Source organism: Agromyces sp. LHK192 (genome assembly GCF_004006235.1).
Classification (GTDB): domain Bacteria; phylum Actinomycetota; class Actinomycetes; order Actinomycetales; family Microbacteriaceae; genus Agromyces.
In genome coordinates this window covers 1,726,281-1,750,414 of the sequence record NZ_CP034753.1, presented here as the reverse complement: position 1 = coordinate 1,750,414, position 24,134 = coordinate 1,726,281, and the positions used below count along the sequence as shown (strand labels likewise).

The window sequence follows — 24,134 nt, the reverse complement described above, 5'->3', positions numbered from 1 at the left end:
CTCTAGACCACCATTCCGAACTGCTGCGAGAAGCGGACGTCGCCCTCGGCCATGTCGCGCATGTCCGAGACGTCGTTGCGGAGCATCAGGCCGCGCTCGATGCCCATGCCGAAGGCGAAGCCCGAGTAGACCTCGGGGTCGATGCCGGCCGAACGGAGCACGTTCGGGTGCACCATGCCGCAGCCGCCCCACTCGATCCAGCGCGCGCCGCCCTTGAAGGTCGGATGCCAGAAGTCGAGCTCGGCGCTCGGCTCGGTGAACGGGAAGTAGCTCGGGCGGAGCCGCACCTTCGCCTCGTCGCCGAAGATCGCCTTCACGAAGTGGTCGAGCGTGCCCTTGAGATGCGCCATGGTGAGGCCCTTGTCGACGGCGAGGCCCTCGAACTGCATGAAGACGGGCAGGTGGGTCGCGTCGAACTCGTCGGTGCGGTAGACCCGGCCCGGCGCGAGCACGTAGATCGGCACGTCGCGCTCGAGCATCGAGCGGACCTGCACGGGGCTCGTGTGCGTGCGCAGCACGAGGTGCGCCTCGGGCGGGTCGATGAAGAAGGTGTCCTGCATCGCCCGGGCGGGGTGGTCGGCATCGAAGTTCAGCGCATCGAAGTTGAACCACTCGCTCTCGACCTCGGGGCCCTCGGCGATCTCCCAGCCCATGCCGGTGAACACCTCACTCACCCGGTCCTGGAGCAGGGCGAGCGGATGCCGCGCGCCCGCGGTGAAGCGCGACGGCAGCGCCGTGACGTCGACCGCCTCGGCCTCGAGCCGTGCGGCCGCCTCGGCGGCGACGATCTCGCCCTCGCGGGCGGCGAACGCCTGGTTCACGCGACCGCGCGCCTGCCCGACGAGCTTGCCGAGCGCGGCCTTCTGATCGTTCGGGACGTTGCGCAGCAGGGCGTTGAGCTGGGCGAGCGTGGACTTGTCGCCGGTGTGCTCGGCGCGGACCTGCTTGAGCGCGGCGGAGTCGGATGCCGCGGCGATCGCGGCGAGGGCCGCGTCGACGGCCGCGTCGACCGCGGGCTCGGTGATCTCGGTGGGTTCTGGCACGAGCACCGAGTCTACCGGCGGAGCGCGGGCGTGTTCGTCGTGTCGATCGTCGGCCCGCGTTCGCGGGGGCGGGTCAGCGGGGTGCGTTCGACTCCGACTGGCGAGCGGCCGCGTTCGCCTCGGCGACGAGCAGCGCCTGGTTCGGATCCTCCGGCGTCTGCCCGACCTTGCCGGGGTGGTAACGCCGATCCGTCCGGCGGGCCAGCCACCTCGCGAGCCCCGACAGCAACAGGTTCATGATCAGGTACAGCACGAAGGCGATGCACCACAGCGTGAAGAGGTAGCGGTTGCCGTAGAAGCTGCCGAGGTTGTTCAGGGTCACGCGCAGCAGCTCGGGGTATCCGACGATGTACGCGAGCGACGTGTCCTTGAGCAGGACGACGAGCTGCGCGACGATGATCGGCAGCATCTGCCGGAACGCCTGCGGGAACTCGACGAGCATCTTCGACTGCAACGGCCGCATGCCGAGGCTCAGCGCCGCCTCGCGCTGGCCACGGGGCAGTGCCACGATGCCCGCGCGCAGCGCCTCGCCGATGAGTGCGCCGTTGTAGATGGCGAGCGCCGACACGACCGCCCAGTACTGGCCCGTTCCCGCCACGAGCAGGATGAACAGCATCATGAGCAGCACCGGCATGCCGCGGAAGAACTCGATGAGCACCGCGGTGGGGATGCGGATCCAGGGGTTCGCCGCGCTGCGCAGCAGCGAGAACAGGATGCCGAGCGCGACGGCGAGCACGGCCGCGACTGCGGCCGCCTGCAGGGTTCCCACGACGCCGACGCCGAAGACGAAGCCCCACATCTCCGGGTCGAGGACGATGTCCCACCGGCTCGGGTCGAACATGCCGGGCAGCGTGATGCCGCCGGACTCGCGCGGCGCGTTGAGCGTCGCGAACATCCAGCCGAGTCCCGCGATCGCGAGCACCGCGGTGACGACGGAGAGGATGGTCGACAGGCGCCGGGCGCGGGGGCCGGGCGCGTCGAAGAGGACGCCGGCGCCGCTCATCGCTGCACCACCCACTTCCGCTCGAGCTGGGTCGCGATGAGGCCCAGGGGCACCGTGATCACGAGGTAGAAGAATGCGACGCCCACGAGCACCGCGATGACGGCGTCCCCGTTCGCGTTCGCCAGGGTTCTGCCGACGCCGAAGAGCTCGCTGACGAAGCCGACCCCGCCGACGACGGAGGTGTTCTTCGTGAGCGCGATGAAGACGTTGATCAGCGGCGGGATCGTCATGCGGAACGCCTGCGGCAGGACGATGAGCGACACGGTCTGGGTGAACCCGAGCCCGAGGCTCCGAGCGGCCTCGGCCTGGCCGATGGGCACGCCGTTGATGCCGGAGCGCAGCGCCTCCGCCACGAACGGCGAGGTGTACACCGCGAGCGCGATCATGCCGGCGATCAGGTACGGCAGACGCGAGCCGAGGATCGGCAGGATGATCGCGCAGAAGATGACGACCAGCGTGAGCGGGGTGTTGCGGATGATCTCCGTGTACACGGTCGCGACCGTGCGCATCGCCCCGATCGGCGAGATGCGCATCGCCGCCACGACCGTGCCGATGACGAGCGCGCCGACGCCGCCGACGGCGAGCAGCAGCAGCGTCACGCTGAAGCCCTCGAGGTACAGCGGGAGATTCGCGATGACGACGTCCACGCGGGTCCTCTCAGTGGTACTGGGTGGGCGGTCCGGGCCCGTCGGGCCCGGACCGCCCCTGGTCGGCTCCGGCCGACGATCAGTAGCGGTCGACGGCGGGCGGGTCGATGAACGGCAGGATGGTGCCGGCCGTCGAGTTCCACGCCTCTTCGTAGGTGCCGTCCTCGTACGACTCCTCGAGCACGTCGTTGATCCACATGCGGAAGTCGGTGTCGTCGAGTGCGAGGCCGATGCCGTACGGCTCCTCGGTGAACGGGTCGCCGACGACCTTGAACTCGCCCTCGTTCTGGGCGGCGAGGCCCGCGAGGATCACGTTGTCGGTCGACACCGCGACGACCTGGCCGCTGCGCAGCGGCTCGAGGCAGTTCGAGTAGGTGTCGGTCTCGAGCACCTCGGCACCGAGTTCCTTCAGGTTGGCCGCGGGCGTCGAGCCCGTGACCGAGCACACCGGCTGGCCGACGAGGTCGTCCTCGCTGGTGATGTCCTCGTTGTCGGCGAGCACGAGGATCGACTGGCCCGCCAGGTAGTACGGACCCGCGAACGACACGACCTCCTTGCGCTTGTCGTTGATCGTGTAGGTCGCGATGACGATGTCGACCTGGCCGTTCTGGATGAACGGTTCACGGTTCGCCGAGACGGTCTCGACCCATTCGATGTTCTCGGGCGCGATGCCGAGCTTGCCGGCGATGATCTTGCCGATCTCGACGTCGAAGCCCTCGGGCTCTCCCGACGGCCCGACGAGGCCGAACAGCGGCTGGTCGAACTTCGTGCCGATCGTGATGGTGCCGGCCTCGCTCAGCTCGGCCATCGTGGTTCCGGCTTCGAAGGTGGGCGCGGGCTCGGTCGTCGGCTCGGCCTCCTCCGAACCGCCGCCGGCGCAGCCGGCGAGCACGAGCATGGCTGCGGCCGAAGCCGCGATCATGGCGATACTGCGTCGTTTCATCTCTCTGCCTCTTTCTTCCGTTGGTCCCGGCCGCTCGTGGCAACCCAGGCTGTACGTCGAGCTAGTGCTCGAGGATCTTGGACAGGAAGTCCTTCGCGCGGTCGGACTTCGGGTGGTCGAAGAACTCGGCAGGGGTCGCCTCCTCGACGATGCTGCCGTCGGCCATGAAGAGCACGCGATCGGCCGCCTTGCGCGCGAAGCCCATCTCGTGGGTGACCACGATCATGGTCATGCCCTGTTCGGCGAGGCCGACCATGACGTCGAGCACCTCGTTGATCATCTCGGGGTCGAGCGCGCTGGTCGGCTCGTCCATGAGGATGAGCTTCGGGTTCATCGCGAGCGATCGGGCGATCGCGACGCGCTGCTGCTGGCCGCCCGAGAGCTGCGCGGGCAGCTTCTTGGCCTGGTTCGCGACGCCGACCCGGTCGAGCAGCTCCATCGCCTTCGCCTCGGCATCCTTCCGGGACATCCGCTTCACCCGCGTGGGCGCGAGCGTGACGTTCTCGAGGACGGTCTTGTGCGCGAAGAGGTTGAACGACTGGAATACCATGCCGACGTCGGCGCGGAGCTTCGCGAGTGCGGCGCCCTCCTCGGGCAACTGCTCACCGTCGATCGTGATCGTGCCGGAGTCGATGGTCTCCAGGCGGTTGATGGCCCGGCACAGCGTCGACTTGCCGGAGCCCGACGGCCCGATGACCACGACGACCTCGCCGCGGTTGACCACCGTGTTGATGTCGTTGAGCACGTGCAGGTCGCCGAAGTGCTTGTCGACGTGCTCGATGACGACGAGCGGTTCACCGCGCTTCACCGAGATGTTGGACGTCGGGGCAGCGTCGGGCGTCAGGGACATATCCCCCAAACTAGGGACGGTCACCCCCGCGCCGCCACAGTCCGGGCGGGCGGTTACCGATTCGTAACCGGTGAGCGAGACTCAGGAGCGCTGCGCGAACGCGCTCTCGTAGAGGCAGACCGATGCCGCGGTGGCGAGGTTCATCGACTCGGCGTGCCCGTAGATCGGCACGGTGACCGCGCGGTCGGCGAGGGCGAGCTGCTCGTCGAGGAGCCCGCGCGCCTCGTTGCCGAACAGCCATGCGGTCGGGCCCGCGAGGACGCCGGCGTTGCGGACGTCGAGGAGGTCGTCGCCCTTGACGTCGGCGGCGAGCACGACCAGCCCCGCAGCGCGGGCGCGCTCGAGCACGTCCTCGAGCGAGGCACCCACCGCGACCGGGACGTGGAAGATCGACCCCGTCGACGACCGGACCACCTTGGGGTTGTAGAGGTCGACGGCGCGACCGGAGAACACCACCGCGTCGGCTCCGGCCGCATCGGCCGCGCGCACGATCGTGCCGGCGTTGCCGGGGTCGCGCACCTCCTCCAGGATCGCGACGAGCTTCGGCCCGCTCGCGAACACGTCCTTCAGCGCGGTCGGGAACTGCCGGCACACGGCGACGAATCCCTGCGGCGTCACCGTGTCGGCCATGGACTCCAGGACCTGCTCGGTGACGAACTCGACCGTGAGCCCCGCCTCGGCCGCAGCCCGCCGGATGCCGTCGTGCCGGTCGAGCGCCGACGGCGTCGCGAACAGCTCCACGACGAGCTCGGGCCGGAAGCGCAGCGCCTCGGAGACGGCCTGCGGCCCTTCGAGCAGGAACAGCCCGCTCTCGACTCGAGCCGGTTTCTTCGCGAGCTTCGCGACGGCACGCACGCGCGGGGAACGGGGGTTCTCGAGCATGCGTCCAGTCTACGGCGGGCATGCGAACGGCCCCGGCACCACGTGGGTGCCGGGGCCGTTCGAAGACCTGCGCGGTGCTTACGCCGCGGTCTTGGGGGCCGACGTGTCGGCCGGGAGCGCCTGCTTGGCCGACTCGACGATCGCCGCGAAGGTCGCGGGCTCGTTCACGGCGAGCTCGGCGAGGATGCGACGGTCGACCTCGATGCCCGCGAGGCCGAGGCCCTGGATCAGGCGGTTGTAGGTGAGGCCGTGCTGACGCGAGGCCGCGTTGATGCGCTGGATCCACAGGCGGCGGAAGTCGCCCTTGCGCTTGCGACGGTCGTTGTACGAGTAGACGAGGGAGTGGGTGACCTGCTCCTTCGCCTTGCGGTAGAGGCGCGACCGCTGGCCGCGGTAGCCCTCGGCGCGCTCCAGGATGACGCGACGCTTCTTGTGCGCATTGACTGCGCGCTTGACTCTAGCCATGACTCTGTATCTTCCTTACGGTTCGGACCGGCTCAGCGGCCGAGGAGCTTGTTGACGACCTTGGCGTCGGGCGCCGAGAGGACCTTGTCCTGGTTGAGGCGGCGGGTGCGCACCGAGGACTTGCCCTCGAGGTTGTGGCGCATGCCGGCCTGCTGCTTCTTCAGCTTGCCGGTGCCGGTGATCTTGAAGCGCTTCTTGGCCCCGGAGTGGGTCTTCTGCTTCGGCATCTCGTGTTTCTCCTTGGTTCTGCCGCCACGCGAGTGACGGACGTCAGTGTTGGCCTAGGCCTCGGTGGCCTCGGCCGTCTGCGGCTCGGCACCGGCCGGGGCGTCGCCCTCGGGTCGGGCCTTCGCCGCAGCACGCTGTGCATTCGCCTCGGCCTTGGCCTCGGACTTGTTCCTGAGCGGAGCGATGACCATCACCATGTTGCGGCCGTCGATCGTGGGGTTGTGCTCGACAGTGCCGAACTCGGCGACATCCTCGGCGAAGCGCTGCAGCAGGCGGACGCCCATCTCGGGACGCGACTGCTCGCGACCGCGGAACAGGATCATCGCCTTGACCTTGTCGCCGGCCTTCAGGAAGCCGACGGCGCGCTTCATCTTGGTCTCGTAGTCGTGCTTGTCGATCTTGAGGCGGAACCGGACCTCCTTGAGGACGGTGTTCGCCTGATTGCGCCGAGCCTCCTTGGCCTTCTGCGCAGCCTCGTACTTGTACTTGCCGTAGTCCATGATCTTGACGACCGGCGGACGGGAGTTCGGAGCGACCTCGACGAGATCGAGGTCGGCCTCCTGCGCCAGCCGCAGGGCCACCTCGATCTTCACGACGCCGACCTGTTCCCCGCCAGGTCCCACGAGGCGGACCTCCGGGACGCGGATACGGTCATTGGTACGCGGATCGCTGATGCGTGTCTCCTCTACTCGAACAGTGCTCAAGCTCGTACGGGAGACGGATGCCGCCCGGACGACGAGAGCGGAAATCCACGCGCGGCCCGGCGGAATCTCGATTCCGCGCGGCTCACGCGGCACCCTGTCTACCCCTCGCCTACGGCGAGCGGCGGAGTGCAATCAACCCGGTAACCTTGGTGAAGCGGTATGCGCGGGTGGGAGTATCTCCACTTTCGTACCGGGGACAAGCCCCGGAGCCCGAAGAAGTCTAGCAGAGGATGTCTGTGAGCAACAGTTCAGACGAGTCGACGGTCGGCGCGGGCGTCGCCGACCACCAGCACGAGCAGGTCTCGGAGGCCACGCGCGACATCGCGGAGGTGCCGGCGGTCGAGGTGATCACGACCGCGTCGGTGCACCTCATGAGCGCCGCTGCCGTCAAGGTCGGGCTCGCCGACGACCCCGACAATCAGACCGACCTCGACGAGGCGCGCAAGCTCATCAACGCGCTGGCCGGCCTCATCACCGCGGGAGCCCCCGAGATCAGCGACATGCACGCGCGCTCCCTGCGCGACGGCCTGCGTTCGCTGCAGCTCGCGTTCCGCGAGGCATCCGTCATCCCCGACGAGATCGGCAAGGGGCCCGGCGAGAAGTGGACCGGCCCGGTCACCTGAGCCGAGCCGGCACCGTCACGGTTGGCAGCGCGGACACCGGAAGGTGATGCGCTCCTCGAGGGCGCTGCGGCCGAGTTCGCCTCGCTCGATGCGCGTGCCGCATCGACGGCACGGCTGCCCGCCGCGCCCGTAGACCCACAGCCGCTCGCCCCGACGGTCGACGCCGGTGGTGACGCGCGCGACGCGGTCGCGATTGGCGACGATCAGCCGCCGACCGAGGTCGATCACGGCCGCCGGATCCGGTACCTCTCCGATCGGCCGGTCGGGTCGGATGCCCCGGAGGAAGCACAGCTCGTTCGCGTAGACGTTGCCGAGGCCGGCGAGGTTTCGCTGGTCGAGCAGGGCCACAGCCGCGGGAACGCCCTGGTCGGCGGTGAGCCGTCGCAGCGCCTCGTCGGCGTCCCAGTCCGGGCCGAGCAGGTCGGGGCCGAGGTGGCCGACCGCCCCCGCCTCGGTGGCGCGCGGGATCACCTCGACCACGCCGAGCTCGAACCCGACGGCGACCGCGTCGGCGGTCTCGAGCACGGCGCGGGCGAGGTACGCCGGGCGGCTCCACCGCTCGCCGGGGCGGAACACGCGCCAGGAGCCCTCCATCTTCAAGTGCGAGTGGACGGTCTGCTCGCCGATACGGAACAGCAGGTGCTTGCCGCGCGCCAGCACCTCGTCGACCCGAAGGCCGGCGAGGTCGACGGTCGCGTACCGAGGCACGCGGAAATCGGTGCGCACCAGTTCGGCGCCCTCGATCGCCTGGCGGAGCCGCGCCGCGGTCTGGAAGACCGTGTCACCCTCTGGCATCGAACCGCAGCCCCCTCGGCGTCTCGCCGAACCCCGCGACCGACAGTGCGCGGCCGAGCGGCGTGCCGAGCACGAACGCGCCGTTGACCTGTTCGACCGCGAGCCGGCGGATCCGTCCGGCGCGCACGACCCCGGCGAGCGCACCGGCCGCCGCGGCGAGCGCGCCCTCGTCGTCGGTGTACGCCAGCACGGTCTTGCCGCCGCGTTCGACGTAGAGCACGAGCTCGCCGTCGACCAGCACGACCATCGCGCCCGCCTTGCGCGCCGCGCGGTGCGAGCTCTCGCCCGGCGGCTCGGGCCACGGCAGGGCGGCGCCGAACGCGTTCGCGGGATCCGTCGCGGCGAGCAGCACCGGGCGGGCGGCGTCCTGCTCCCCCGCGCGCCGCGCGGTGGCGCCGGCCGTCGGCTCCTCGTCGCGATCGGCATACCCGCGGAGCCGGTCGACCGCTCCGGGCGCAGCGAACTGCGCGGCGCCGAGGCGCTCGACGAAGTACCCGCGGCGAGCGCGCCCCGAATCCTCGAACCCGCGCAGCGTGCGATAGGCGAGCGCGAAGCCTCCCACCACCCCTTCCGCGACCGCGGCGCCGCGCGTGACGACCCCGTAGCGATCGAGCAGCGTCTCGCCGAGTGCATGCGCGCGCCGGGTGGCATCGTCGTCGACCAGCGGCAGGATGGACCACCGGCCGGCCACCGACGGCGGTCCGGTCCGGCTCGGCGCCGCCGGTCGGGGCAGCGACCTGCCCCGGAGCATCCGGGACCTCGGTGCCTGCCGCGGCGTCTTGTGCGAGCTTCGACCCCCTGAGACGAGGGCTCGCACGGGTGCGAACGTGTCGTTGGTGACCAGCCCCGCCCACACGAGGCCCCAGATCGCCTCGACGAGGTCGGCGTCGGCGACCGGTTCGTCGAGGCTGCCGAACGTGCCGATCGCGTCGGCGAGCTGCCGGAAGAAGAAGGCTCCGCCGGATCCGAGGGCGATGAGCACCTCGCGCTGAACGGCGGTGAGCTCGGGGTCGGGCACCGGCTGCATCGTGAGCGGCGCGGACTCGGCGAGGTGCAGCGACACCCATCCGTCGTCCCCGGCGAGCGGGCCCGCTCCCGCCCACACGACCTCGCCGGTCGCGGTCAGCTCGTCGAGCATGGTCGGACTGAAGTCGGACACGCGCGACGACAGCACCAGCGACTCCCAGGCCGACGCGGGCAACCGTGCGCCCTCCAGTTGCTCGACGACGGCGAGCACCCCGTCGATGCCACGCAGCGGGCGACCGACGTGCTGCCATTCGGGGAGGAATCGCGCGAGGGCCCGCTGGGGCACCGGCTCGACCTCGTGCCGCAGCGCGGCGAGCGACCTGCGCCGGAGCCGGCGCAGCACCTCGGCATCGCACCACTCGGCACCCGTTCCGTGGGGGCGGAACTCACCCTCGACGACGCGCCGTTCGTCGGCGAGGCGCCGCAACGCCGCCTTGGCGACCGCCACGCCGATGCCGAACCGGTCGGCGACGTCTTCGGCGCGGAACGGCCCGTGCGTGCGGGCGAACCGGCTCACGAGGTCGCCGAGCGGATCGCCGACCTGCTCCGCGAACGCGACGGCCACCCCCGGCGGCACGGGCACGCCGAGCGCGTCGCGGAGGCGACCCGCGTCCTCGACCGCCGCGAAGTGCTCCCGTCCCGCGAAGGTCACCCGCACCGCCCGCCGTGCGGCGACGAGTTCGCCGGCCGCAGCGGAGGCATCCGTGTCCGGTGCGACGCGCGCGCCGAGCTCGTCGTCGGTCAACGGGCCGAGCAGGCGCAGGAGGTCGGCCACCCCCTCGGCGCCGTGGACCCGGCGGTCGTCGGCGAGCCGCTGGAGCTCGCGCTCGGTCTGCTCGATCACGCCCGGATCGAGCAGCTCGCGCAGCTCGACCCGGCCGAGCAGTTCGCCGAGGAGCGCGGAGTCGATCGCGAGCGCGGCGGCGCGACGTTCGGCGAGGGGCGAGTCCCCCTCGTACATGAATGCGCCGACGTAGCCGAACAGCAGCGCGCTCGCGAACGGACTCGGCGAGTCGGTCGTCGTCTCGACGAGCCGAACGCGTCTCGCACCGACGTCGCGCGAGAGCTGGAGCAGTGCGGGCACGTCGTACACGTCCTGCAGCACCTCGCGGACGGTCTCGAGGATGATCGGGAACGTCGGGTACGCACTCGCGACCTCGAGCAACTGGGCGGAGCGCTGTCGTTGCTGCCAGAGCGGCGACCGGCGGCCCGGTTGGTAGTTCGGCAGGAGCAGGGCGCGTGCCGCGCACTCGCGGAACCGGCTCGCGAAGAGGGCCGATCCGCCCACCTCGTCGGTGACGAGCTGCTCGAGCTCGTCGGGTTCGAACACGAAGAGGTCGGCGCCCGGCGGGTCGACGCCGGTATCCGGGATGCGCACGATGATGCCGTCGTCGGCGGCGACCGCCGCGCCGTCGACCCCGAGCCGCTCGCGCACGCGGGCGGCCACGGCGAGCGCCCACGGCGCGTGCACCGGCATCCCGAACGGGGAGTGCAGGATGACGCGCCAGTCGCCGAGCTCGTCGCGCGTGCGCTCGATCACGAGCGTGCGATCGCTCGGAACGTGACCGGTCGCCCGCTGCTGGTCGGCGAGGAACGTGACGAGGTTGCCGGCTGCGAACGCATCGAGTCCGGCCGCGGTCACGCGCGCCCGGGCGTCGGATTCGCCCGCGCCGGCGATCTCGCGCATGAAGGCGCCGAGGGCGCGACCGAGCTCGGCCGGTCGCCCGAGACCGTCGCCCTTCCAGAACGGCACCCGACCCGGCTGCCCGAACGCGGGCACCACGTTGACGCGATCGAACGTGATCTCCTGGATGCGCCAGCTCGTCGCCCCGAGCGCGAAGACGTCGCCGACCCGCGACTCGTAGACCATCTCCTCGTCGAGCTCCCCCACCCGGCGCCCGCCGGACTCGTCGCCGACGAGGAACACGCCGAACATGCCGCGATCGGGGATGGTGCCGCCGCTGGTCACCGCGAGGCGCTGCGCCCCCGGTCGCCCGGTGATGGTGCCCTGCTCGCGGTCCCAGACGACCCTGGGCCGAAGCTCGCCGAAGCGATCCGACGGGTACCGCCCGGCGAGCAGGTCGAGCGTCGCCTCGTAGGCCGACCGCGGGAGCGTCGCGAAGGGCGCGGTGCGACGCACCGCGTCGAACCATCCGTCGACGTCGAGGGGTTCGATCGCGGCGGCCGCGATCGTCTGCTGCGCGAGGATGTCGAGCGGGTTCGACGGCACCCGCATCGTCTCGATCGCCCCGGCGAGCATCCGTTCGCTCGTGACGGCGGCGTGGATAAGGTCGGCCCGCTGCTTCGGGAAGATCACGCCGCGCGACACCTCGCCGACCTGATGGCCTGCGCGACCGAGGCGCTGCAACCCGCTCGAGACCGACGGCGGCGCCTCGACCTGCACGACGAGGTCGACGGCACCCATGTCGATGCCGAGCTCGAGGCTGGACGTCGCGACGACGCAGCGCAGGCGGCCGCTCTTGAGGTCGTCCTCGATCTCGGCGCGCTGCTCCTTGCTGACCGATCCGTGGTGTGCACGGGCGAGCACGAGGGGCGCTCCCCCGGTCTGGCCGGACTGCGCCATGATCGCGGCCGGCGGCCCCGAGGGCCGACCCGCGCCGACGAGCGCGGCCGCCCCCGGATCGGATGCCCCGGCGCTGGAGCCCTCGGCATCGGGGGTCTCCGATTCGGATGCCTCCGTCGCGAGCTCGTTCAGTCGCGCCGTGAGCCGCTCGGCGAGCCGACGCGAGTTCGCGAACACGATCGACGAGCGGTTCGCGAGCACCTGGTCGAGGATCGCCTCCTCGACGTGCGGCCAGATCGATCCCGTCGCGTCGTCGCTCGCCGGCAGCCGCGCCATGTCCTCGACGGGGACCACGACGCGCAGGTCGAACCGCTTCTCGCTCGGCGGTGCCACGATCTCGACCGGGGCTGCGGCGCTGAGGAACCGCGCCACCTCCTCGACCGGTCGCACCGTGGCCGACAGCCCGATACGCTGAGCGGGCTTCGGCAGGAGGGCGTCGAGGCGCTCGAGCGACAGGGCGAGGTGCGCGCCGCGCTTGGTCGCAGCGACCGCGTGGATCTCGTCGACGATCACCGTCTCGACCGCGCGCAGGGTGTCGCGTGCCTGCGACGTCAACATGAGGAACAGCGACTCGGGCGTCGTGATGAGGATGTCCGGCGGTGTGCGGAGCAGGGCGCGCCGCTCGTTCGCCGGCGTGTCACCCGACCTGACGCCGACGCTCACGTGCGGCGGCTCCAGGCCGAGCCGGTTGGACACTCGGGCGATCCCCGTCAGCGGCGCCCGGAGGTTGCGTTCGACATCGACGCCGAGCGCCTTGAGCGGCGACAGGTAGAGCACTCTGGTGCCCGCTTCCGGAGGCGGCGGCTCGGTGTGCAGCCGGTCGATGGCCGACAGGAACGCCGAGAGCGTCTTGCCCGACCCGGTCGGCGCGACCACGAGGGCGTGCGCGCCACGGCCGATGGCCTCCCACGCGGCGGACTGCACGGCCGTGGGCGCGCGGAAGGATTCCGAGAACCACGTGCGGGTGGCTTCGGAGAAGGCGTCGAGCGCGTCCACCCCTCCATCCTGCCGCGACCCGGTGACATCATGGCCGCCGGCAGGGCCGGGGTCACCCGGCGAGGGCCCGCCGCACCGCCTCGAGGGTCTCGTCGACGGCGGAGGCATCCGTCGCCCGATTGCTCATCGAGAACCTGAGGACCTCACGATCGCGCCACCGCGACGCGTGGGCGAACGCGACGCCGTCGGCATCGAGCAACCGGGCGAGCGCGACGGCCTCGCGTCCCTCGAACGCTGCGCACACCTGCGTGTACGTCACCTCGTTGAGCACCTCCGCGCCGGGCGTCGCGCGGAGGCCGTCGGCGAGGCGGACGGCGTTCGCGGCGAGGCCGTCGACGAGGGCGGCGACACCGGCACGCCCGAGCTCCCGCAGCGCGGCGTACACCGGCACGCCGCGCGCTCGGCGCGAGAGCTCGACCACCCGATCGCTCGGGTCGATCCCCTCGCCGGCCACCGGCAGGTAGTCGGCGTGCACCGAGACGGCGGACACGAGCGGGTCGGCATCCGCGACCGCCACGATGCCCGCGTCGTACGGCACGTTGAGCGTCTTGTGCGCATCCGTCGCCCACGAGTCGGCGGCCTCGACGCCCGCGACGAGGTGACGCAGGCGCGGGCTCGCCGCCGCCCAGAGCCCGAACGCGCCGTCGACGTGCACCCAGGCGCCCGCGTCGCGCGCGATCGGGATCGCCTCGGCGAACGGATCCGAGGCGCCCGAGTGCACGTTGCCCGCCTGCAGGCACACGATGACCGGGCCGTCGTGCCCGGTCCTCCGTCCGCCGCCGTGCCCCTCGAGCGCGTCGGCGAGCGCCCCGGGGAGGATCCGCCCCTCCTCGTCGCACGCGATGACCTCCGGAAGGCCGAGGCCGAGCACCCGCAGCGCGACGGCGACCGACGGATGATGTTCCGCCCCGGCGATGACCCGAACCCTCGGAGCCCCCTGGATGCCATCGCGGACGTCATCCCACCCGGCCCGTGCGAGCACGTCATGACGCGCCGCGGCGAGAGCGACCGTGTTCGCCGTCGTCGCGCCGGTCGTGAACCCGGCCGCCGTGCCGCCGGGCAGGCCCAGGAGGTCGCAGAGCCATTCGCCGGCCAGCTCCTCCACCGCGACCACCCCCGGGGTCGGCTCGCGCAGCACGGCGTTCTGATCCCAGGCGGAGACCAGCCAGTCAGCCGCGAGCGATGCCGGCGACGTGCCGCCGATGACCCACCCGTGGAAGCGCGGCGACTGCATCGCCATGAGCCCGGGGACGACCGCCGCGGCGAGCGACTCGACGACCGCGACCGAGTCCTCGCCGGCGTCCGGCAGCGCACGGCCGAGTGCGTCCTTCACGTCTTCGATCCCCGCGGACGGGGCGATCGGGCGCTCCGCGACGCCGTCGAGCCAATCCTCCGCCGCGCGCGCCGCGACGGCCAGCGGACCCCGGTACTGCGCGCCGAACGCGGACGACGGCTCCATCGCTCCACCCCCGCGCGCATCTTCCCGCGGCAGCCGGCGGTCGGCAACCCCTCCGGACCCGGAAGCGAGCCCCTCAGCCGCGGTCGGCGGCGACGAGCTTCACGGCCAGCGAGTCGACGCCCGCCGCGATCGCGTCGTCCTCCGACCAGCGTCGGGCGAGGCGCGCCGTCGTCGCGTCGAGCTCGGCACGGGTGAGCCCGGCGACGAGGGTCAGACGGACGACCAGCTCCGGCCCCGCGAGGCGCGCCTGCGGATCGCCCGGCAGGAGATCGACGCCGAGTACCGCGAGCTCGGTGCCGATCGAGCGTTCGAACGCGGCGCGGATCACCGGAGCGGCGAACGGCGGATGCCACGGCATCGACTGCGCGACCGCCCACACCGCCGGGCGCCGGAGCACGAACTCGTCGTCGGGGGATCCCGCGTCGAGCACGACGAGGTCGGTACCGTCGTCGGCCGCGGCGAGCGCGACGCGCACCCCGTCCGCCGGCACCGGCCGAGCCTTCGGATTCCACCGCGACATGGTCGCGACCGACGAGAAGACCGGCAGGACCTTACGGCCGTCGGGGCCCGCGACCGTCACGATCGAGAGCTCCTGGCTCTTCTCGACGGCATGCCCGTGCGCACCGATCTCCGTGCCGCCGTCACCGAGTTCCGCGAGCAGCGGGATCAGCAGTCGCGATCGCGCGAACGCCTCGACGACCGACTCCTGGTCACCTGGGCCGTCGCGGAATCGTCGCACCGCCGCGGCGAGCGCCGGCGGCGCGCTCCCGTCGTCGGCGGCGTGCCGGTTCGCATCGAAGGACCGACCGGCCCACGGGTTGCCGGCCGAGTCGGTCGCTCCACCGGGCTCGGCCGCACCGGGCTCGTTCGCGGCGTGCTCGTTTGCGCCGGCCGGTTCCGATCCCGCCGGCACCGGGTCAGTGCGAGGCGACATCCAGCGCCTCGGGCAGCGTGAACGCTCCCGCGTACAGCGCCTTGCCGACGATCGCACCCTCGACGCCCAGCGGCACGAGTTCGCGAAGGGCGGCGATGTCGTCGAGGCTCGACACGCCGCCGGACGCGACGACGGGCCGGCGGGTGCGCTCGGTGATCTGGCGCAGCAGGTCGAGGTTGGGGCCCTGCAGCGTGCCGTCCTTCGTCACGTCCGTGACGACGTACCGGGCGGCCCCCGCCTCCTCGAGGCGGTCCATGACCTGCCAGAGGTCGCCGCCGTCCTTGGTCCAACCGCGGGCGGCGAGCGTGGTGCCACGCACATCGAGCCCCACGGCGATGGCCTCGCCGTACTGGGCGATGACGGATGCCGCCCACTCCGGGTTCTCGAGCGCGGCGGTGCCGAGGTTGATGCGCTTCGCGCCGATCTCGAGCGCGTGCTCGAGGGAGGCGTCGTCGCGGATGCCGCCGGACAGTTCGACGTTCACGCCGCGCACCTGGCGGATGACCTTCTTCAGGATGCCGGCGTTCGAACCGCGGCCGAAGGCGGCGTCGAGGTCGACGAGGTGGATCCACTCCGCGCCCTGGTCGGCCCAGTCGGCGGCTGCGTCGACCGGGTCGCCGTAGTTCGTCTCGGTTCCGGCCTCCCCCTTCGTCAGCCGGACGGCCTTGCCGCCTGCGACGTCGACGGCCGGCAGCAGCACCAGCCGGGGGGTCTTGTTGAACTCACTCATCACTGTCCTCGGATCGGGAAGCCGCACGTTGACGTGCGACCTTCGGCACAGTCACAGCATCCTAGTCCCGGAGCGTCCCGATCCAATTGCCGAGGAGACGGATGCCAGCATCCGACGACTTCTCCGGATGGAACTGGGTCGCCGACAGCGGGCCGTTCTCGACCGCGGCGAGGAACCTGCCGCCGTGCTCGGACCAGGTGACGCTGGGTTCCGGGAACGGCGGCGAGACATCGAGCGTCCACTCCTGCGCGGCGTACGAGTGGACGAAGTAGAAGCGCTCGTGCTCGATTCCGGCGAACAGCGCGCTGCCTTCCCCCGGCTCGACCGTGTTCCACCCCATGTGCGGCAGCACCTCGGCGGGCAGGGCGCTGACGACGCCCGGCCATTCCCCGAGGCCCTCGGTGTCGACGCCGAACTCCACGCCGCGCTCGAAGAACACCTGCATGCCGACGCAGACGCCCAGGACGGGCCGCCCGCCCGCGAGCCGGCGGTCGATGAGCTCGTCACCGCGTACCGCGCGCAGCTGCTCCATGACGGCCCTGAAGGCGCCGACGCCCGGCACGAAGAGGCCGTCCGCCTCCATGACCGCGGTGCGATCCGCCGTCACCTGCACCTCCGCGCCGGCACGCTCGAGCGCCTTCGCCGCGGAGTGGATGTTGCCCGAACCGTAGTCGAGCACCACGACGCGCCGAGCTCTCGTCACAGGGCGCCCTTCGTCGAGGGGATGCCGACCACGAGCGGGTCGTACGCCTTCGCCTGGCGGAACGCGCGCGCGAACGCCTTGAACTCCGCCTCGGCGATGTGGTGCGGGTCGCGGCCGCCGAGCACGTTGACGTGCACCGTGAGGGCGGCGTTGAACGTGATCGCCTCGAATACGTGTCGCACCATCGAACCGGTGAAGTGCCCGCCGATGAGGTGGTGCTCGAAGCCGGCGGGCTCGCCGGTGTGCACGAGGTACGGGCGGCCCGAGATGTCGACGACGGCCTGGGCGAGCGCTTCGTCGAGCGGGACGAGTGCGTCGCCGTACCGCGAGATGCCTGTCTTGTCGCCGAGCGCCTGGCGGATCGCCGTGCCGAGGGCGATGCCGACGTCCTCCACCGTGTGGTGGACGTCGATGTGGATGTCACCGCTGGCGCGCACCGTGAGGTCGGTGAGCGAGTGCTTCGCGAACGCGGTGAGCATGTGGTCGTAGAACGGCACGCCGGTCTCGAGGTCGCTGCTGCCGGTGCCGTCGAGGTCGATCGACAGGTCGATGCTCGACTCGCTCGTCTCCCGCTGCACGCGAGCGGTGCGGTGGGGCTTCGGAGTGGTCATGCCGTCATCCTATTCGGCGCGAAGAGGGCGATCGCCTCGAGGAAGGCCGTGGTCTCCGCCTCGGTGCCGGCCGTGACGCGGAGGCATCCGTCGATGCCGATCTCGCGGATGAGGATGCCGCGCGCGAGCAGTCCCTCGAACACCGCGCGCGGGTCGTCGACGCCGCCGAAGAGCACGAAGTTCGCGCCGCTGCGGTAGGGCCGGAAGCCGAGCGCGCCGAGTTCGACGACGATGCGCTCGCGTTGCCCGCGGATCTCGTCGACCATCGCCAGCATCTGGTCGGCGTGCGCGAGCGCGCCGAGCGCGGCCGCCTGCGTCAGGGCCGACAGATGGTACGGGAGCCGCACGAGCCGGAGCGCGTCGATCGCCGCCGGGTCGCCGGCCAGGTAGCCGACCCGCGCGCCCGCGAAGGCGAACGCCTTGCTCATGGTCCGCGACACGAGCAGTCTCGGCCGGCCCGGCAGCAGGCTGAGCGCGCTCGGCGTGCCGGGATCGGCGAACTCGAAGTACGCCTCGTCGACCACGACGATGCCCCGCGCGGCGTCGACGACGGCCTCGACCGTCGCGAGCGACGCCGGGGTGCCGGTCGGGTTGTTCGGTGCGCAGAGCAGCACGATGTCGGGGTCGTGCTTCCGGATCGCCGCCACGGCGGTCTCGGGCGTCAGCTCGAAGTCGGCGTCTCGCGGCGCGTCGATCCACGCGGTTCCGGTGCCGGCCGACAGCAGCGAGTACATCGAGTACGTCGGCGCGAAGCCGAGGGCGCTTCGACCGGGACCGCCGAAGGCCTGCAGCACGTGCTGGAGCACCTCGTTCGACCCGTTCGCGGCCCAGACCTGTTCGGGCGCGAGGCCGTGTCCGAGGTACCGGGCGAATGCAGCGCGCAGTTCGGTGAACTCGCGGTCGGGGTACCGGTTGAGTCCGAGGATCGCCGACGCGACGCGCGACACGATGTCGTGCGCGACCGCCTCCGGGATGGGATGCGTGTTCTCGTTCACGTTCAACGCCACGGGCACGACCTTCTGCGGTGCCCCGTAGGGCATCTGACCGCGAAGGTCGTCTCGGATGGGGAGATCGTCGAGACTCGTCACCTGCTCAATGGTAGACGCGGCGCGAGAGGTGGGACGCCCTGCGACGTGCGGTCGGGCTGCGCCGGGAGCACTGCCGTCAGCGCCCCGCAGGCAGCGCGAGTTCCTGCCCCGGCTGCACGATCGGCGACTCGAGTCCGTTGATGCGGAGGATGTCGGCGATGACCTCGCGCGGGTCGTCGTCGGGGGCGATCATGACCGCGAGTTCCCAGAGGGTGTCGCCGGCACCGACCGTGACGGTCTGCAGCGCTCCGCCCCCGGATGCTCCCCCGGCGGCGGCGGGCCCCGACCCGAGCACCGACACGAGCGTCCAGATCACGAGCGGCAGCGCCCCGAGCGTCGTGAACACGAGTCGCCCACGACGGGTGAGTCGCAGGCGCGTCCGCGGTGCCGTTCCGGTGGGTGCGAGCCCGTCGAATGCGGTCGGTGCGCTGGCGATGCTCATGATTCCTCCCGTGCCCTCCGTGTGTGGATCCCGGCTGGATCCGTATCCGGCGCTCGGCCGGGAGCGCCGGATACGAATCTCTGTTCCGAATATATCTTCGAATGTTCGAACTGGCAAGCGTCGACCTCCGTCCGGACTCGGCTGCCGATCGGGCGACACGCTCGAACAGATGTTTGTCGCTCGCCCGTTCGGCGGATACAGTTTCGAATGTCCGACTCCAGTCGAACACCGACCACCGACATCGACCGCCGAGCAGCGTGATCCGGCCGATGGACGCCGATGAGGTCGTCGCCGGCACCGACCGCCGACGGCCGTGACGAGGGGCTCAACGTGACCACCGACATCGACCGCACTCCCGATGCGGGCACCCGCCGGCGCAAGTCGCTGTCGCCGAAGCAGGTGGCGATCCTCGAGGTGATCCAGCGCTCGGTCGCCGGGCGCGGCTACCCGCCGAGCATGCGGGAGATCGGCGACGCGGTCGGGCTCTCGTCGCTGTCGAGCGTCACCCACCAGCTCAACCAGCTCGAGCTCGCCGGTTACCTCCGCCGTGACCCGAACCGGCCTCGCGCGCTCGAGGTGCTCATCGAGCTGCCGGGCGGTGAGGCGCGCGTGCCGACGATCGGGACCGCCGCGCCCGTCGGCGACGCCGCGATGGTCCCGCTCGTCGGCCGCATCGCCGCCGGCGTGCCGATCACGGCCGAGCAGCAGGTCGAGGAGGTCTTCCCCCTCCCCCGTCAACTCGTCGGCAAGGGCGAACTGTTCATCCTGAAGGTGGTCGGCGACTCGATGATCGACGCGGCCATCTGCGACGGCGACTGGGTCGTCGTCCGTTCGCAGAAGACGGCCGAGAACGGCGAGATCGTCGCGGCGATGCTCGACGGTGAGGCGACCGTCAAGGTCTTCCGCCAGCGCGACGGCCACACCTGGCTGCTGCCGCGGAACAGCGCGTTCGAGCCGATCCTCGGCGACGCCGCCGAGGTGCTCGGCAAGGTCGTCGCCGTGCTGCGCACGGTCTGAGCTCCGGCCCGTCCGGCGCCGGCGTCGACGAACGGCCCCTCCGCCGGATCAGCTGCCGCCGACCGGCGCTCCGATCCGCGGTCCGACGTGACCGGCCTGCGCCGGAAGGCCCCGCAGCCAGCCCAGCACGGCGTCCATGAACCCGGCGTGGTCGTCGCGGAACACCGTGTGCCCGGTGCCGCGCACGGTCTGCACGGTCATGCCCTGGCGACGCATCCGGTTCGCGACCTGCTCGGTGATGAGCAGGCTCTTCTCGGCGAGCAGCACGAGGCTCGGCGCGACCAGCCGCACCGGAGGAACGAGCGGGCGCGTGTCCGCGAAGCCGAGGACCGTGCGCTTGTCCCAGTCGCGCAGGGTCGCGAGCTCGATCTCGACGTCCTCGGCGTGCCACTTGGGGTTCATCTTCACGAGTGCCGTCCGACGCGGGCGCGGTGCGATCGCGAAGAAGAGCTTGAACGCGAGTCCGCGCAGGCCGCCCGGAAACGCGAACGCCGGGTCGATGTAGATCGCCGCGCGCGGGGCGAGCCGGTCGGCCACGAGGCTCGCGACCAGTCCGCCGAGCGAGTGGCCCATCACGACGTCGGGGGCGCCGCCGAGGAGCGGCTCCAATGTCTCGACCACGTCGTCGGCCCAGGCCGACGGCGAGTACCGCCGGGCTCGGGGGCTGCGGCCGTGTCCGGCCAGGTCGACGGCGAACACCCGGAATCCGTGCGACTCGAGCTCGGCCGTCACGCGATGCCAGGCACGCGAGTCCGACATGATGCCGTGGATGAGGACGGCCGTACGGGGACCGCGCCCGGATTCGGTCACCGCGAGCTGCATGCCGAGCACGCTACCTCGCCGACCTGAGCGGAAGCCGCCAAGCGGCGGTGCGCACGATGTGCATCGTGCGCACCGCCGCTCGCCGGCGGAATGCGTCGGCGACGGCTTGCGTCGGCGACGGCTTGCGTCAGCCGCCGACCGAGGCGCCCTCGCGGACCGCACGCGTCGCGGCGATGATGTGCTCGAGCGACGCGACGGTCTCCTCGTATCCGCGCGTCTTGAGGCCGCAGTCGGGGTTCACCCACAGACGGGATGCCGGGATCTCGGCGACGGCACGCTCGAGCAGGCCCTGCACCTCGTCGATGCTGGGCACTCGCGGGGAGTGGATGTCGTAGACGCCCGGGCCGATGCCGTGGTCGAAGCCGCTCGCCGAGATGTCGTCGACGACCTCCATGCGGCTGCGGGCCGCCTCGATCGAGGTGACATCCGCGTCGAGCTCGCGGATCGCGTCGATCACGACCCCGAACTCCGAGTAGCACAGGTGCGTGTGCACCTGCGTCGCGGCGGCGGCGCCCGCCGTCGCGAGCCGGAAGGAGCCGACCGACCAGTCGAGGTACGCGGGCTGGTCGGCGCGCTTCAGCGGCAGCAGTTCGCGCAGCGCCGGCTCATCGACCTGGATCACCCGGATGCCGGATGCCTCGAGGTCTGCGATCTCGTCGCGAAGGGCGAGGGCGACCTGGCGTGCCGTGTCGCCGAGCGGCTGGTCGTCGCGGACGAACGACCACGCCAGGATCGTGACCGGTCCCGTGAGCATGCCCTTGACGGGCTTCGCGGTGAGCGACTGCGCGTAGGTCGACCAGGCGACCGTCATCGGCTCCGGACGCGACACGTCGCCCCAGAGGATCGAGGGGCGCGTGCAGCGCGAACCGTAGGACTGCACCCAGCCGTGCTCGGTGACGGCGAAGCCCTCGAGCAGCTCGGCGAAGTACTGCACCATGTCGTTGCGCTCGGGCTCGCCGTGCACGAGGACGTCGAGGCCGAGCTCCTCCTGCAGTCGGATGACCCGCTCGATCTCCTCGCGCATCGCCTGCACGTACTCCTCGTGCGTCAGTTCGCCCTTCACCAGGCGTGCACGGGCGCGGCGGATGTCGCCGGTCTGCGGGAACGAGCCGATCGTGGTGGTCGGCAGCTCGGGCAGCTCGAGCGAAGCCTGAGCGGCGACGCGCGTGTCGAAGTCGTCTCGGCTGAAGTCGCCGTCGCGCAGCGCGGCCAACCGCTCGCGCACGTTCGGCACGCGGACCCCGGGGGCGCCGGCGCGGTCGGCGAGGGACGCGGTTGCGGCATCCAGCGCCTCGCCGATCGCCTCACGGCCCGAGACCAGGCCCGTCGCCAGCGTGGCGACCTGGCCGACCTTCTGGTCGGCGAACGCGAGCCAGCCGACCAGGCGCGGGTCGAGCTTCGACTCGTCCGCGACGTCGTGCGGCACGTGGAAGAGCGACGTCGACGTCGATACCGACACCTCACCGGACAGGTTCGCGAGGGCCTCGACCCGGTCGAATGCCGCCGCGAGGTCGCCGCGCCAGATGTTGTGGCCGTCGATCACGCCGGCGACCAGGGCCTTGCCCGCCAGCGACTCGGCCGTCGCCGGGTCCAGGCCCGACGGCACCGAGCCCTTCACCAGGTCGAAGCCGATCGCTTCGACCGGGGTCGCGGCGAGCGCGGGCAGCGCGTCGTCGAGGCCGCCGTAGGGCGCGGCGACGAAGATCGCCGGGCGCTGCTCGGCGGCACCGAGCGCGTCGTACGCGGCCCCGACCGACTCGAGCACCAGGTCGCGCGGCGCGTCGATGCTCTCGCTGACGAGCGCGGGCTCGTCGAGCTGGACCCACGAGGCCCCCGCTTCGGCGAGCTGCGCGAGCAATCGCCCGTACACCGGGAGCAGGTCGACGAGCCGGTCGAGCGGGCGGAAGCCGGCCGGCGCACCGTCGGCCGGCTTCGCGAGCGCCAGGAACGTGACCGGGCCGACGAGCACCGGACGCGTCAGGTACCCCGCGGCCCTCGCCTCGGCGAACTCCGCGACGAGGCGATCGCCGTGCGCGCTGAACGCGGTGTCCGGCCCGATCTCGGGGACGAGGTAGTGGTAGTTGGAGTCGAACCACTTCGTCATCTCGAGCGGCAGGTCCTCGCCTTCGCCGCGCGCGATCGTGAAGTAGCCGGCGAGGTCGACCGAGCCGTCCTCGGCGACGAGCCGCGCGAACCGCGACGGCACCGCGCCGACCGCGATCGCGGCGTCGAGCACCTGGTCGTAGTACGAGAACGACTCGGGGATCGACGAGTCGTCTCGGCCGAGGCCGAGCGCGGCGAGACGGTCGCGGTTCGCGGCGCGCAGCTCGGCGGCGCGGGCCTCCAGCTCGGCGGCGTCGATCGAGCCGGCCCAGAACGCCTCGACCGCGCGCTTGAGCTCGCGGCGGCGCCCGATGCGCGGGTATCCGAGGATCGTGCCCTTGGGGAACGCTGAGGTGGTCATCGTTGCGTCGAGTTCCTTTCGTGGACGGCCCCAGCGGGCCGGGGGTCGGAGACATGGTCGGACTGGGCGAGCTGCTCGATCACGTCGAGCACGGCGTCGTGACGGTTGAAGGTGTACAGGTGCAGGCCGGGGGCGCCGCCGGAGATCACCTCACGGGCGAGTTCGACCGCGAATCGGACGCCGATCCGCATCTGCGCCGAGGCATCCGGTTCGATCTCGAGGGAGATCGCGAGATCCGCCGGGGGTTCGACGCCGGTCAGTTCGGCGAGTCGCTTCAGCCGTCCGGGAGTGGTCGTCGGCATGATCCCGGGCAGGATCGGCATGGTGACACCGCCGCGGCGCGCGTGCTCGACGAACGTCAGGTAATCGTCGGCATACCAGAAGAGCTGGGTGATCGCGAGGTTGGCGCCGGCGGCCTCCTTCGCGAGGAGCACGTCGACATCGTGCTGGATGCCGCGAGAGCGCGGATGCCCGGTCGGGAACGCGGCGACGGCCACGCGCTCCGGTCGCGGGCGCTCGCGGATCGTGCTCGCGCCGGGGATCCCGGGGATGCCCGACACGCCGAACGGCTCGCGCTCCTCCTGCACGCGATGGATGAGCTGCACGAGCTCAGCGGCGCTGCGCAGGTCGCCCAGCCCGGCCTCGGACGCCTCACTGCCGATCGGCGGATCGCCGCGCAGGGCCAGGAAGCTCGTGATGCCGGCGTCCAGGAACCGGCGTACGAGCTGGTTCGCCTCGGCGTACGAGGAGCCCACGCACGTGAGGTGCGCCATGGGCTCGATGGCGGTGTGGTCCAGGAGATACCGCAGCACGGTGAGCGAGCGGTCGCGGGTGGAGCCCCCGGCGCCGTAGGTCACCGAGACGAAGGCGGGCTCGACCTCGGCGAGCCGGTCGATGGTGCGCCCGAGCGCGAGGGCGGCGGCGTCGGACCGCGGCGGGAGCAGCTCGAACGAGATCGCCGCGCGATGGATGCCGCCGTCGAGGTCGGACACTGCCATGTCGCTCCTGCCGGACTTCGCCGCAGGGACGGGAGGGCATCGGCACGCCGCGCCCCCCGACCGTCACGGCGGGGTGG

General features: G+C 71.6%; 23 protein-coding genes. 2 read left to right on the top strand and 21 right to left on the bottom strand.

The genetic code is table 11. The features are described 5' to 3' along the window. Window positions 1-2: 2 nt before the first annotated feature. From pheS to infC, 9 genes are all read right to left on the bottom strand, one after another. Window positions 3-1,043, bottom strand: coding sequence for a phenylalanine--tRNA ligase subunit alpha (gene pheS / locus ELQ40_RS07800; RefSeq protein ID WP_127793184.1), 1,041 nt, complete (start codon window positions 1,041-1,043; stop codon window positions 3-5). Window positions 1,044-1,116: 73 nt separating this feature from the next. Next, window positions 1,117-2,046 carry an amino acid ABC transporter permease gene (locus ELQ40_RS07795; RefSeq protein ID WP_127793183.1) on the bottom strand — a complete coding sequence of 310 codons (930 nt, stop codon included), beginning with the start codon at window positions 2,044-2,046 and terminating at the stop codon, window positions 1,117-1,119. Further along, entirely contained in the window at window positions 2,043-2,693 is a 651-nt protein-coding gene (locus ELQ40_RS07790) for an amino acid ABC transporter permease (protein ID WP_127793182.1), read from the bottom strand. Before ELQ40_RS07790 ends, ELQ40_RS07795 begins: the two co-directional genes overlap by 4 nt. A gap of 79 nt (window positions 2,694-2,772) precedes the next feature. Then, the gene (locus tag ELQ40_RS07785; RefSeq protein ID WP_127793181.1) at window positions 2,773-3,636 is read right to left on the bottom strand and encodes a glutamate ABC transporter substrate-binding protein; all 864 of its coding nucleotides are present in this window, start codon (window positions 3,634-3,636) and stop codon (window positions 2,773-2,775) included. A gap of 61 nt (window positions 3,637-3,697) precedes the next feature. Further along, window positions 3,698-4,486 (bottom strand): amino acid ABC transporter ATP-binding protein, encoded by a 789-nt coding sequence (locus tag ELQ40_RS07780; protein WP_127793180.1) that lies wholly within the window; start codon window positions 4,484-4,486, stop codon window positions 3,698-3,700. 81 nt (window positions 4,487-4,567) lie between these two features. Further along, window positions 4,568-5,368, bottom strand: coding sequence for an RNA methyltransferase (locus ELQ40_RS07775; RefSeq protein ID WP_127793179.1), 801 nt, complete (start codon window positions 5,366-5,368; stop codon window positions 4,568-4,570). Window positions 5,369-5,446: 78 nt separating this feature from the next. Further along, window positions 5,447-5,833, bottom strand: a complete 387-nt coding sequence (gene rplT, locus ELQ40_RS07770; RefSeq protein WP_127793178.1) for a 50S ribosomal protein L20 — start codon at window positions 5,831-5,833, stop codon at window positions 5,447-5,449. Between the two features lie 32 nt (window positions 5,834-5,865). Further along, on the bottom strand, window positions 5,866-6,060 hold the full coding sequence (gene rpmI / locus ELQ40_RS07765; RefSeq protein WP_127793177.1) for a 50S ribosomal protein L35: 195 nt from the start codon (window positions 6,058-6,060) through the stop codon (window positions 5,866-5,868). A 54-nt stretch (window positions 6,061-6,114) separates the two neighbouring features. Continuing rightward, complete coding sequence (gene infC / locus ELQ40_RS07760) at window positions 6,115-6,735, bottom strand: translation initiation factor IF-3 (RefSeq protein ID WP_127795193.1); 621 nt, start codon at window positions 6,733-6,735, stop codon at window positions 6,115-6,117. 266 nt (window positions 6,736-7,001) lie between these two features. Between infC and ELQ40_RS07755 the strand changes: the two genes are divergently transcribed. Next, complete coding sequence (locus ELQ40_RS07755; protein ID WP_240665995.1) at window positions 7,002-7,388, top strand: DUF1844 domain-containing protein; 387 nt, start codon at window positions 7,002-7,004, stop codon at window positions 7,386-7,388. A 15-nt stretch (window positions 7,389-7,403) separates the two neighbouring features. Here the strand turns inward: ELQ40_RS07755 and ELQ40_RS07750 are convergent, their stop codons facing one another. The 9 genes from ELQ40_RS07750 to ELQ40_RS07710 form a co-directional block, all read right to left on the bottom strand. Continuing rightward, complete coding sequence (locus ELQ40_RS07750; RefSeq protein WP_127793175.1) at window positions 7,404-8,183, bottom strand: DNA-formamidopyrimidine glycosylase family protein; 780 nt, start codon at window positions 8,181-8,183, stop codon at window positions 7,404-7,406. Continuing rightward, window positions 8,170-12,897, bottom strand: coding sequence for an ATP-dependent helicase (locus ELQ40_RS07745; RefSeq protein WP_127793174.1), 4,728 nt, complete (start codon window positions 12,895-12,897; stop codon window positions 8,170-8,172). The genes ELQ40_RS07750 and ELQ40_RS07745 overlap by 14 nt, the downstream gene beginning before the upstream one ends. Beyond that, complete coding sequence (locus ELQ40_RS07740) at window positions 12,842-14,248, bottom strand: pyridoxal-dependent decarboxylase (RefSeq protein ID WP_127793173.1); 1,407 nt, start codon at window positions 14,246-14,248, stop codon at window positions 12,842-12,844. Before ELQ40_RS07740 ends, ELQ40_RS07745 begins: the two co-directional genes overlap by 56 nt. 73 nt (window positions 14,249-14,321) lie before the next feature. Beyond that, window positions 14,322-15,182, bottom strand: a complete 861-nt coding sequence (locus ELQ40_RS07735) for an SseB family protein (protein WP_127793172.1) — start codon at window positions 15,180-15,182, stop codon at window positions 14,322-14,324. Beyond that, complete coding sequence (gene priA / locus ELQ40_RS07730) at window positions 15,166-15,912, bottom strand: bifunctional 1-(5-phosphoribosyl)-5-((5-phosphoribosylamino)methylideneamino)imidazole-4-carboxamide isomerase/phosphoribosylanthranilate isomerase PriA (RefSeq protein ID WP_127793171.1); 747 nt, start codon at window positions 15,910-15,912, stop codon at window positions 15,166-15,168. Before priA ends, ELQ40_RS07735 begins: the two co-directional genes overlap by 17 nt. 61 nt (window positions 15,913-15,973) lie before the next feature. Further along, entirely contained in the window at window positions 15,974-16,615 is a 642-nt protein-coding gene (gene hisH, locus ELQ40_RS07725) for an imidazole glycerol phosphate synthase subunit HisH (protein ID WP_127793170.1), read from the bottom strand. Beyond that, complete coding sequence (gene hisB, locus ELQ40_RS07720; protein WP_127793169.1) at window positions 16,612-17,226, bottom strand: imidazoleglycerol-phosphate dehydratase HisB; 615 nt, start codon at window positions 17,224-17,226, stop codon at window positions 16,612-16,614. The genes hisH and hisB overlap by 4 nt, the downstream gene beginning before the upstream one ends. Continuing rightward, window positions 17,223-18,314 carry a histidinol-phosphate transaminase gene (locus tag ELQ40_RS07715; RefSeq protein ID WP_127793168.1) on the bottom strand — a complete coding sequence of 364 codons (1,092 nt, stop codon included), beginning with the start codon at window positions 18,312-18,314 and terminating at the stop codon, window positions 17,223-17,225. The genes hisB and ELQ40_RS07715 overlap by 4 nt, the downstream gene beginning before the upstream one ends. 76 nt (window positions 18,315-18,390) lie before the next feature. Beyond that, on the bottom strand, window positions 18,391-18,756 hold the full coding sequence (locus tag ELQ40_RS07710; protein ID WP_127793167.1) for a LysM peptidoglycan-binding domain-containing protein: 366 nt from the start codon (window positions 18,754-18,756) through the stop codon (window positions 18,391-18,393). Between the two features lie 279 nt (window positions 18,757-19,035). On the opposite strand from ELQ40_RS07710, the gene lexA reads away from it, so the two are divergent. Then, the gene (lexA, locus tag ELQ40_RS07705) at window positions 19,036-19,773 is read left to right on the top strand and encodes a transcriptional repressor LexA (protein ID WP_127793166.1); all 738 of its coding nucleotides are present in this window, start codon (window positions 19,036-19,038) and stop codon (window positions 19,771-19,773) included. A gap of 48 nt (window positions 19,774-19,821) precedes the next feature. Here the strand turns inward: lexA and ELQ40_RS07700 are convergent, their stop codons facing one another. From ELQ40_RS07700 to ELQ40_RS07690, 3 genes are all read right to left on the bottom strand, one after another. Beyond that, complete coding sequence (locus tag ELQ40_RS07700) at window positions 19,822-20,595, bottom strand: alpha/beta fold hydrolase (protein ID WP_127793165.1); 774 nt, start codon at window positions 20,593-20,595, stop codon at window positions 19,822-19,824. A gap of 127 nt (window positions 20,596-20,722) precedes the next feature. Next, a complete protein-coding gene (gene metE / locus ELQ40_RS07695) occupies window positions 20,723-23,059 on the bottom strand; it encodes a 5-methyltetrahydropteroyltriglutamate--homocysteine S-methyltransferase (protein WP_127793164.1) in 2,337 nt (778 codons plus the stop codon). Further along, the gene (locus tag ELQ40_RS07690; RefSeq protein WP_127793163.1) at window positions 23,056-24,057 is read right to left on the bottom strand and encodes a methylenetetrahydrofolate reductase; all 1,002 of its coding nucleotides are present in this window, start codon (window positions 24,055-24,057) and stop codon (window positions 23,056-23,058) included. The genes metE and ELQ40_RS07690 overlap by 4 nt, the downstream gene beginning before the upstream one ends. Window positions 24,058-24,134: the final 77 nt, after the last annotated feature.

What these genes read in the sequence shown, in the direction of transcription:
- ELQ40_RS07795 (WP_127793183.1), bottom strand. Translation starts at nt 2,046, where the DNA reads ATGAGCGGCGCCGGCGTCCTCTTCGACGCGCCCGGCCCCCGCGCCCGG.
- ELQ40_RS07785 (WP_127793181.1), bottom strand. Translation starts at nt 3,636, where the DNA reads ATGAAACGACGCAGTATCGCCATGATCGCGGCTTCGGCCGCAGCCATG.
- ELQ40_RS07780 (WP_127793180.1), bottom strand. Translation starts at nt 4,486, where the DNA reads ATGTCCCTGACGCCCGACGCTGCCCCGACGTCCAACATCTCGGTGAAG.
- ELQ40_RS07775 (WP_127793179.1), bottom strand. Translation starts at nt 5,368, where the DNA reads ATGCTCGAGAACCCCCGTTCCCCGCGCGTGCGTGCCGTCGCGAAGCTC.
- rplT (WP_127793178.1), bottom strand. Translation starts at nt 5,833, where the DNA reads ATGGCTAGAGTCAAGCGCGCAGTCAATGCGCACAAGAAGCGTCGCGTC.
- rpmI (WP_127793177.1), bottom strand. Translation starts at nt 6,060, where the DNA reads ATGCCGAAGCAGAAGACCCACTCCGGGGCCAAGAAGCGCTTCAAGATC.
- ELQ40_RS07750 (WP_127793175.1), bottom strand. Translation starts at nt 8,183, where the DNA reads ATGCCAGAGGGTGACACGGTCTTCCAGACCGCGGCGCGGCTCCGCCAG.
- ELQ40_RS07745 (WP_127793174.1), bottom strand. Translation starts at nt 12,897, where the DNA reads ATGCCTCCGCCGTCGACGAGACCCTCGAGGCGGTGCGGCGGGCCCTCG.
- ELQ40_RS07740 (WP_127793173.1), bottom strand. Translation starts at nt 14,248, where the DNA reads ATGGAGCCGTCGTCCGCGTTCGGCGCGCAGTACCGGGGTCCGCTGGCC.
- ELQ40_RS07735 (WP_127793172.1), bottom strand. Translation starts at nt 15,182, where the DNA reads ATGTCGCCTCGCACTGACCCGGTGCCGGCGGGATCGGAACCGGCCGGC.
- priA (WP_127793171.1), bottom strand. Translation starts at nt 15,912, where the DNA reads ATGAGTGAGTTCAACAAGACCCCCCGGCTGGTGCTGCTGCCGGCCGTC.
- hisB (WP_127793169.1), bottom strand. Translation starts at nt 17,226, where the DNA reads ATGACCACTCCGAAGCCCCACCGCACCGCTCGCGTGCAGCGGGAGACG.
- ELQ40_RS07710 (WP_127793167.1), bottom strand. Translation starts at nt 18,756, where the DNA reads ATGAGCATCGCCAGCGCACCGACCGCATTCGACGGGCTCGCACCCACC.
- lexA (WP_127793166.1), top strand. Translation starts at nt 19,036, where the DNA reads ATGAGGTCGTCGCCGGCACCGACCGCCGACGGCCGTGACGAGGGGCTC.
- ELQ40_RS07700 (WP_127793165.1), bottom strand. Translation starts at nt 20,595, where the DNA reads ATGCAGCTCGCGGTGACCGAATCCGGGCGCGGTCCCCGTACGGCCGTC.
- metE (WP_127793164.1), bottom strand. Translation starts at nt 23,059, where the DNA reads ATGACCACCTCAGCGTTCCCCAAGGGCACGATCCTCGGATACCCGCGC.
- ELQ40_RS07690 (WP_127793163.1), bottom strand. Translation starts at nt 24,057, where the DNA reads ATGGCAGTGTCCGACCTCGACGGCGGCATCCATCGCGCGGCGATCTCG.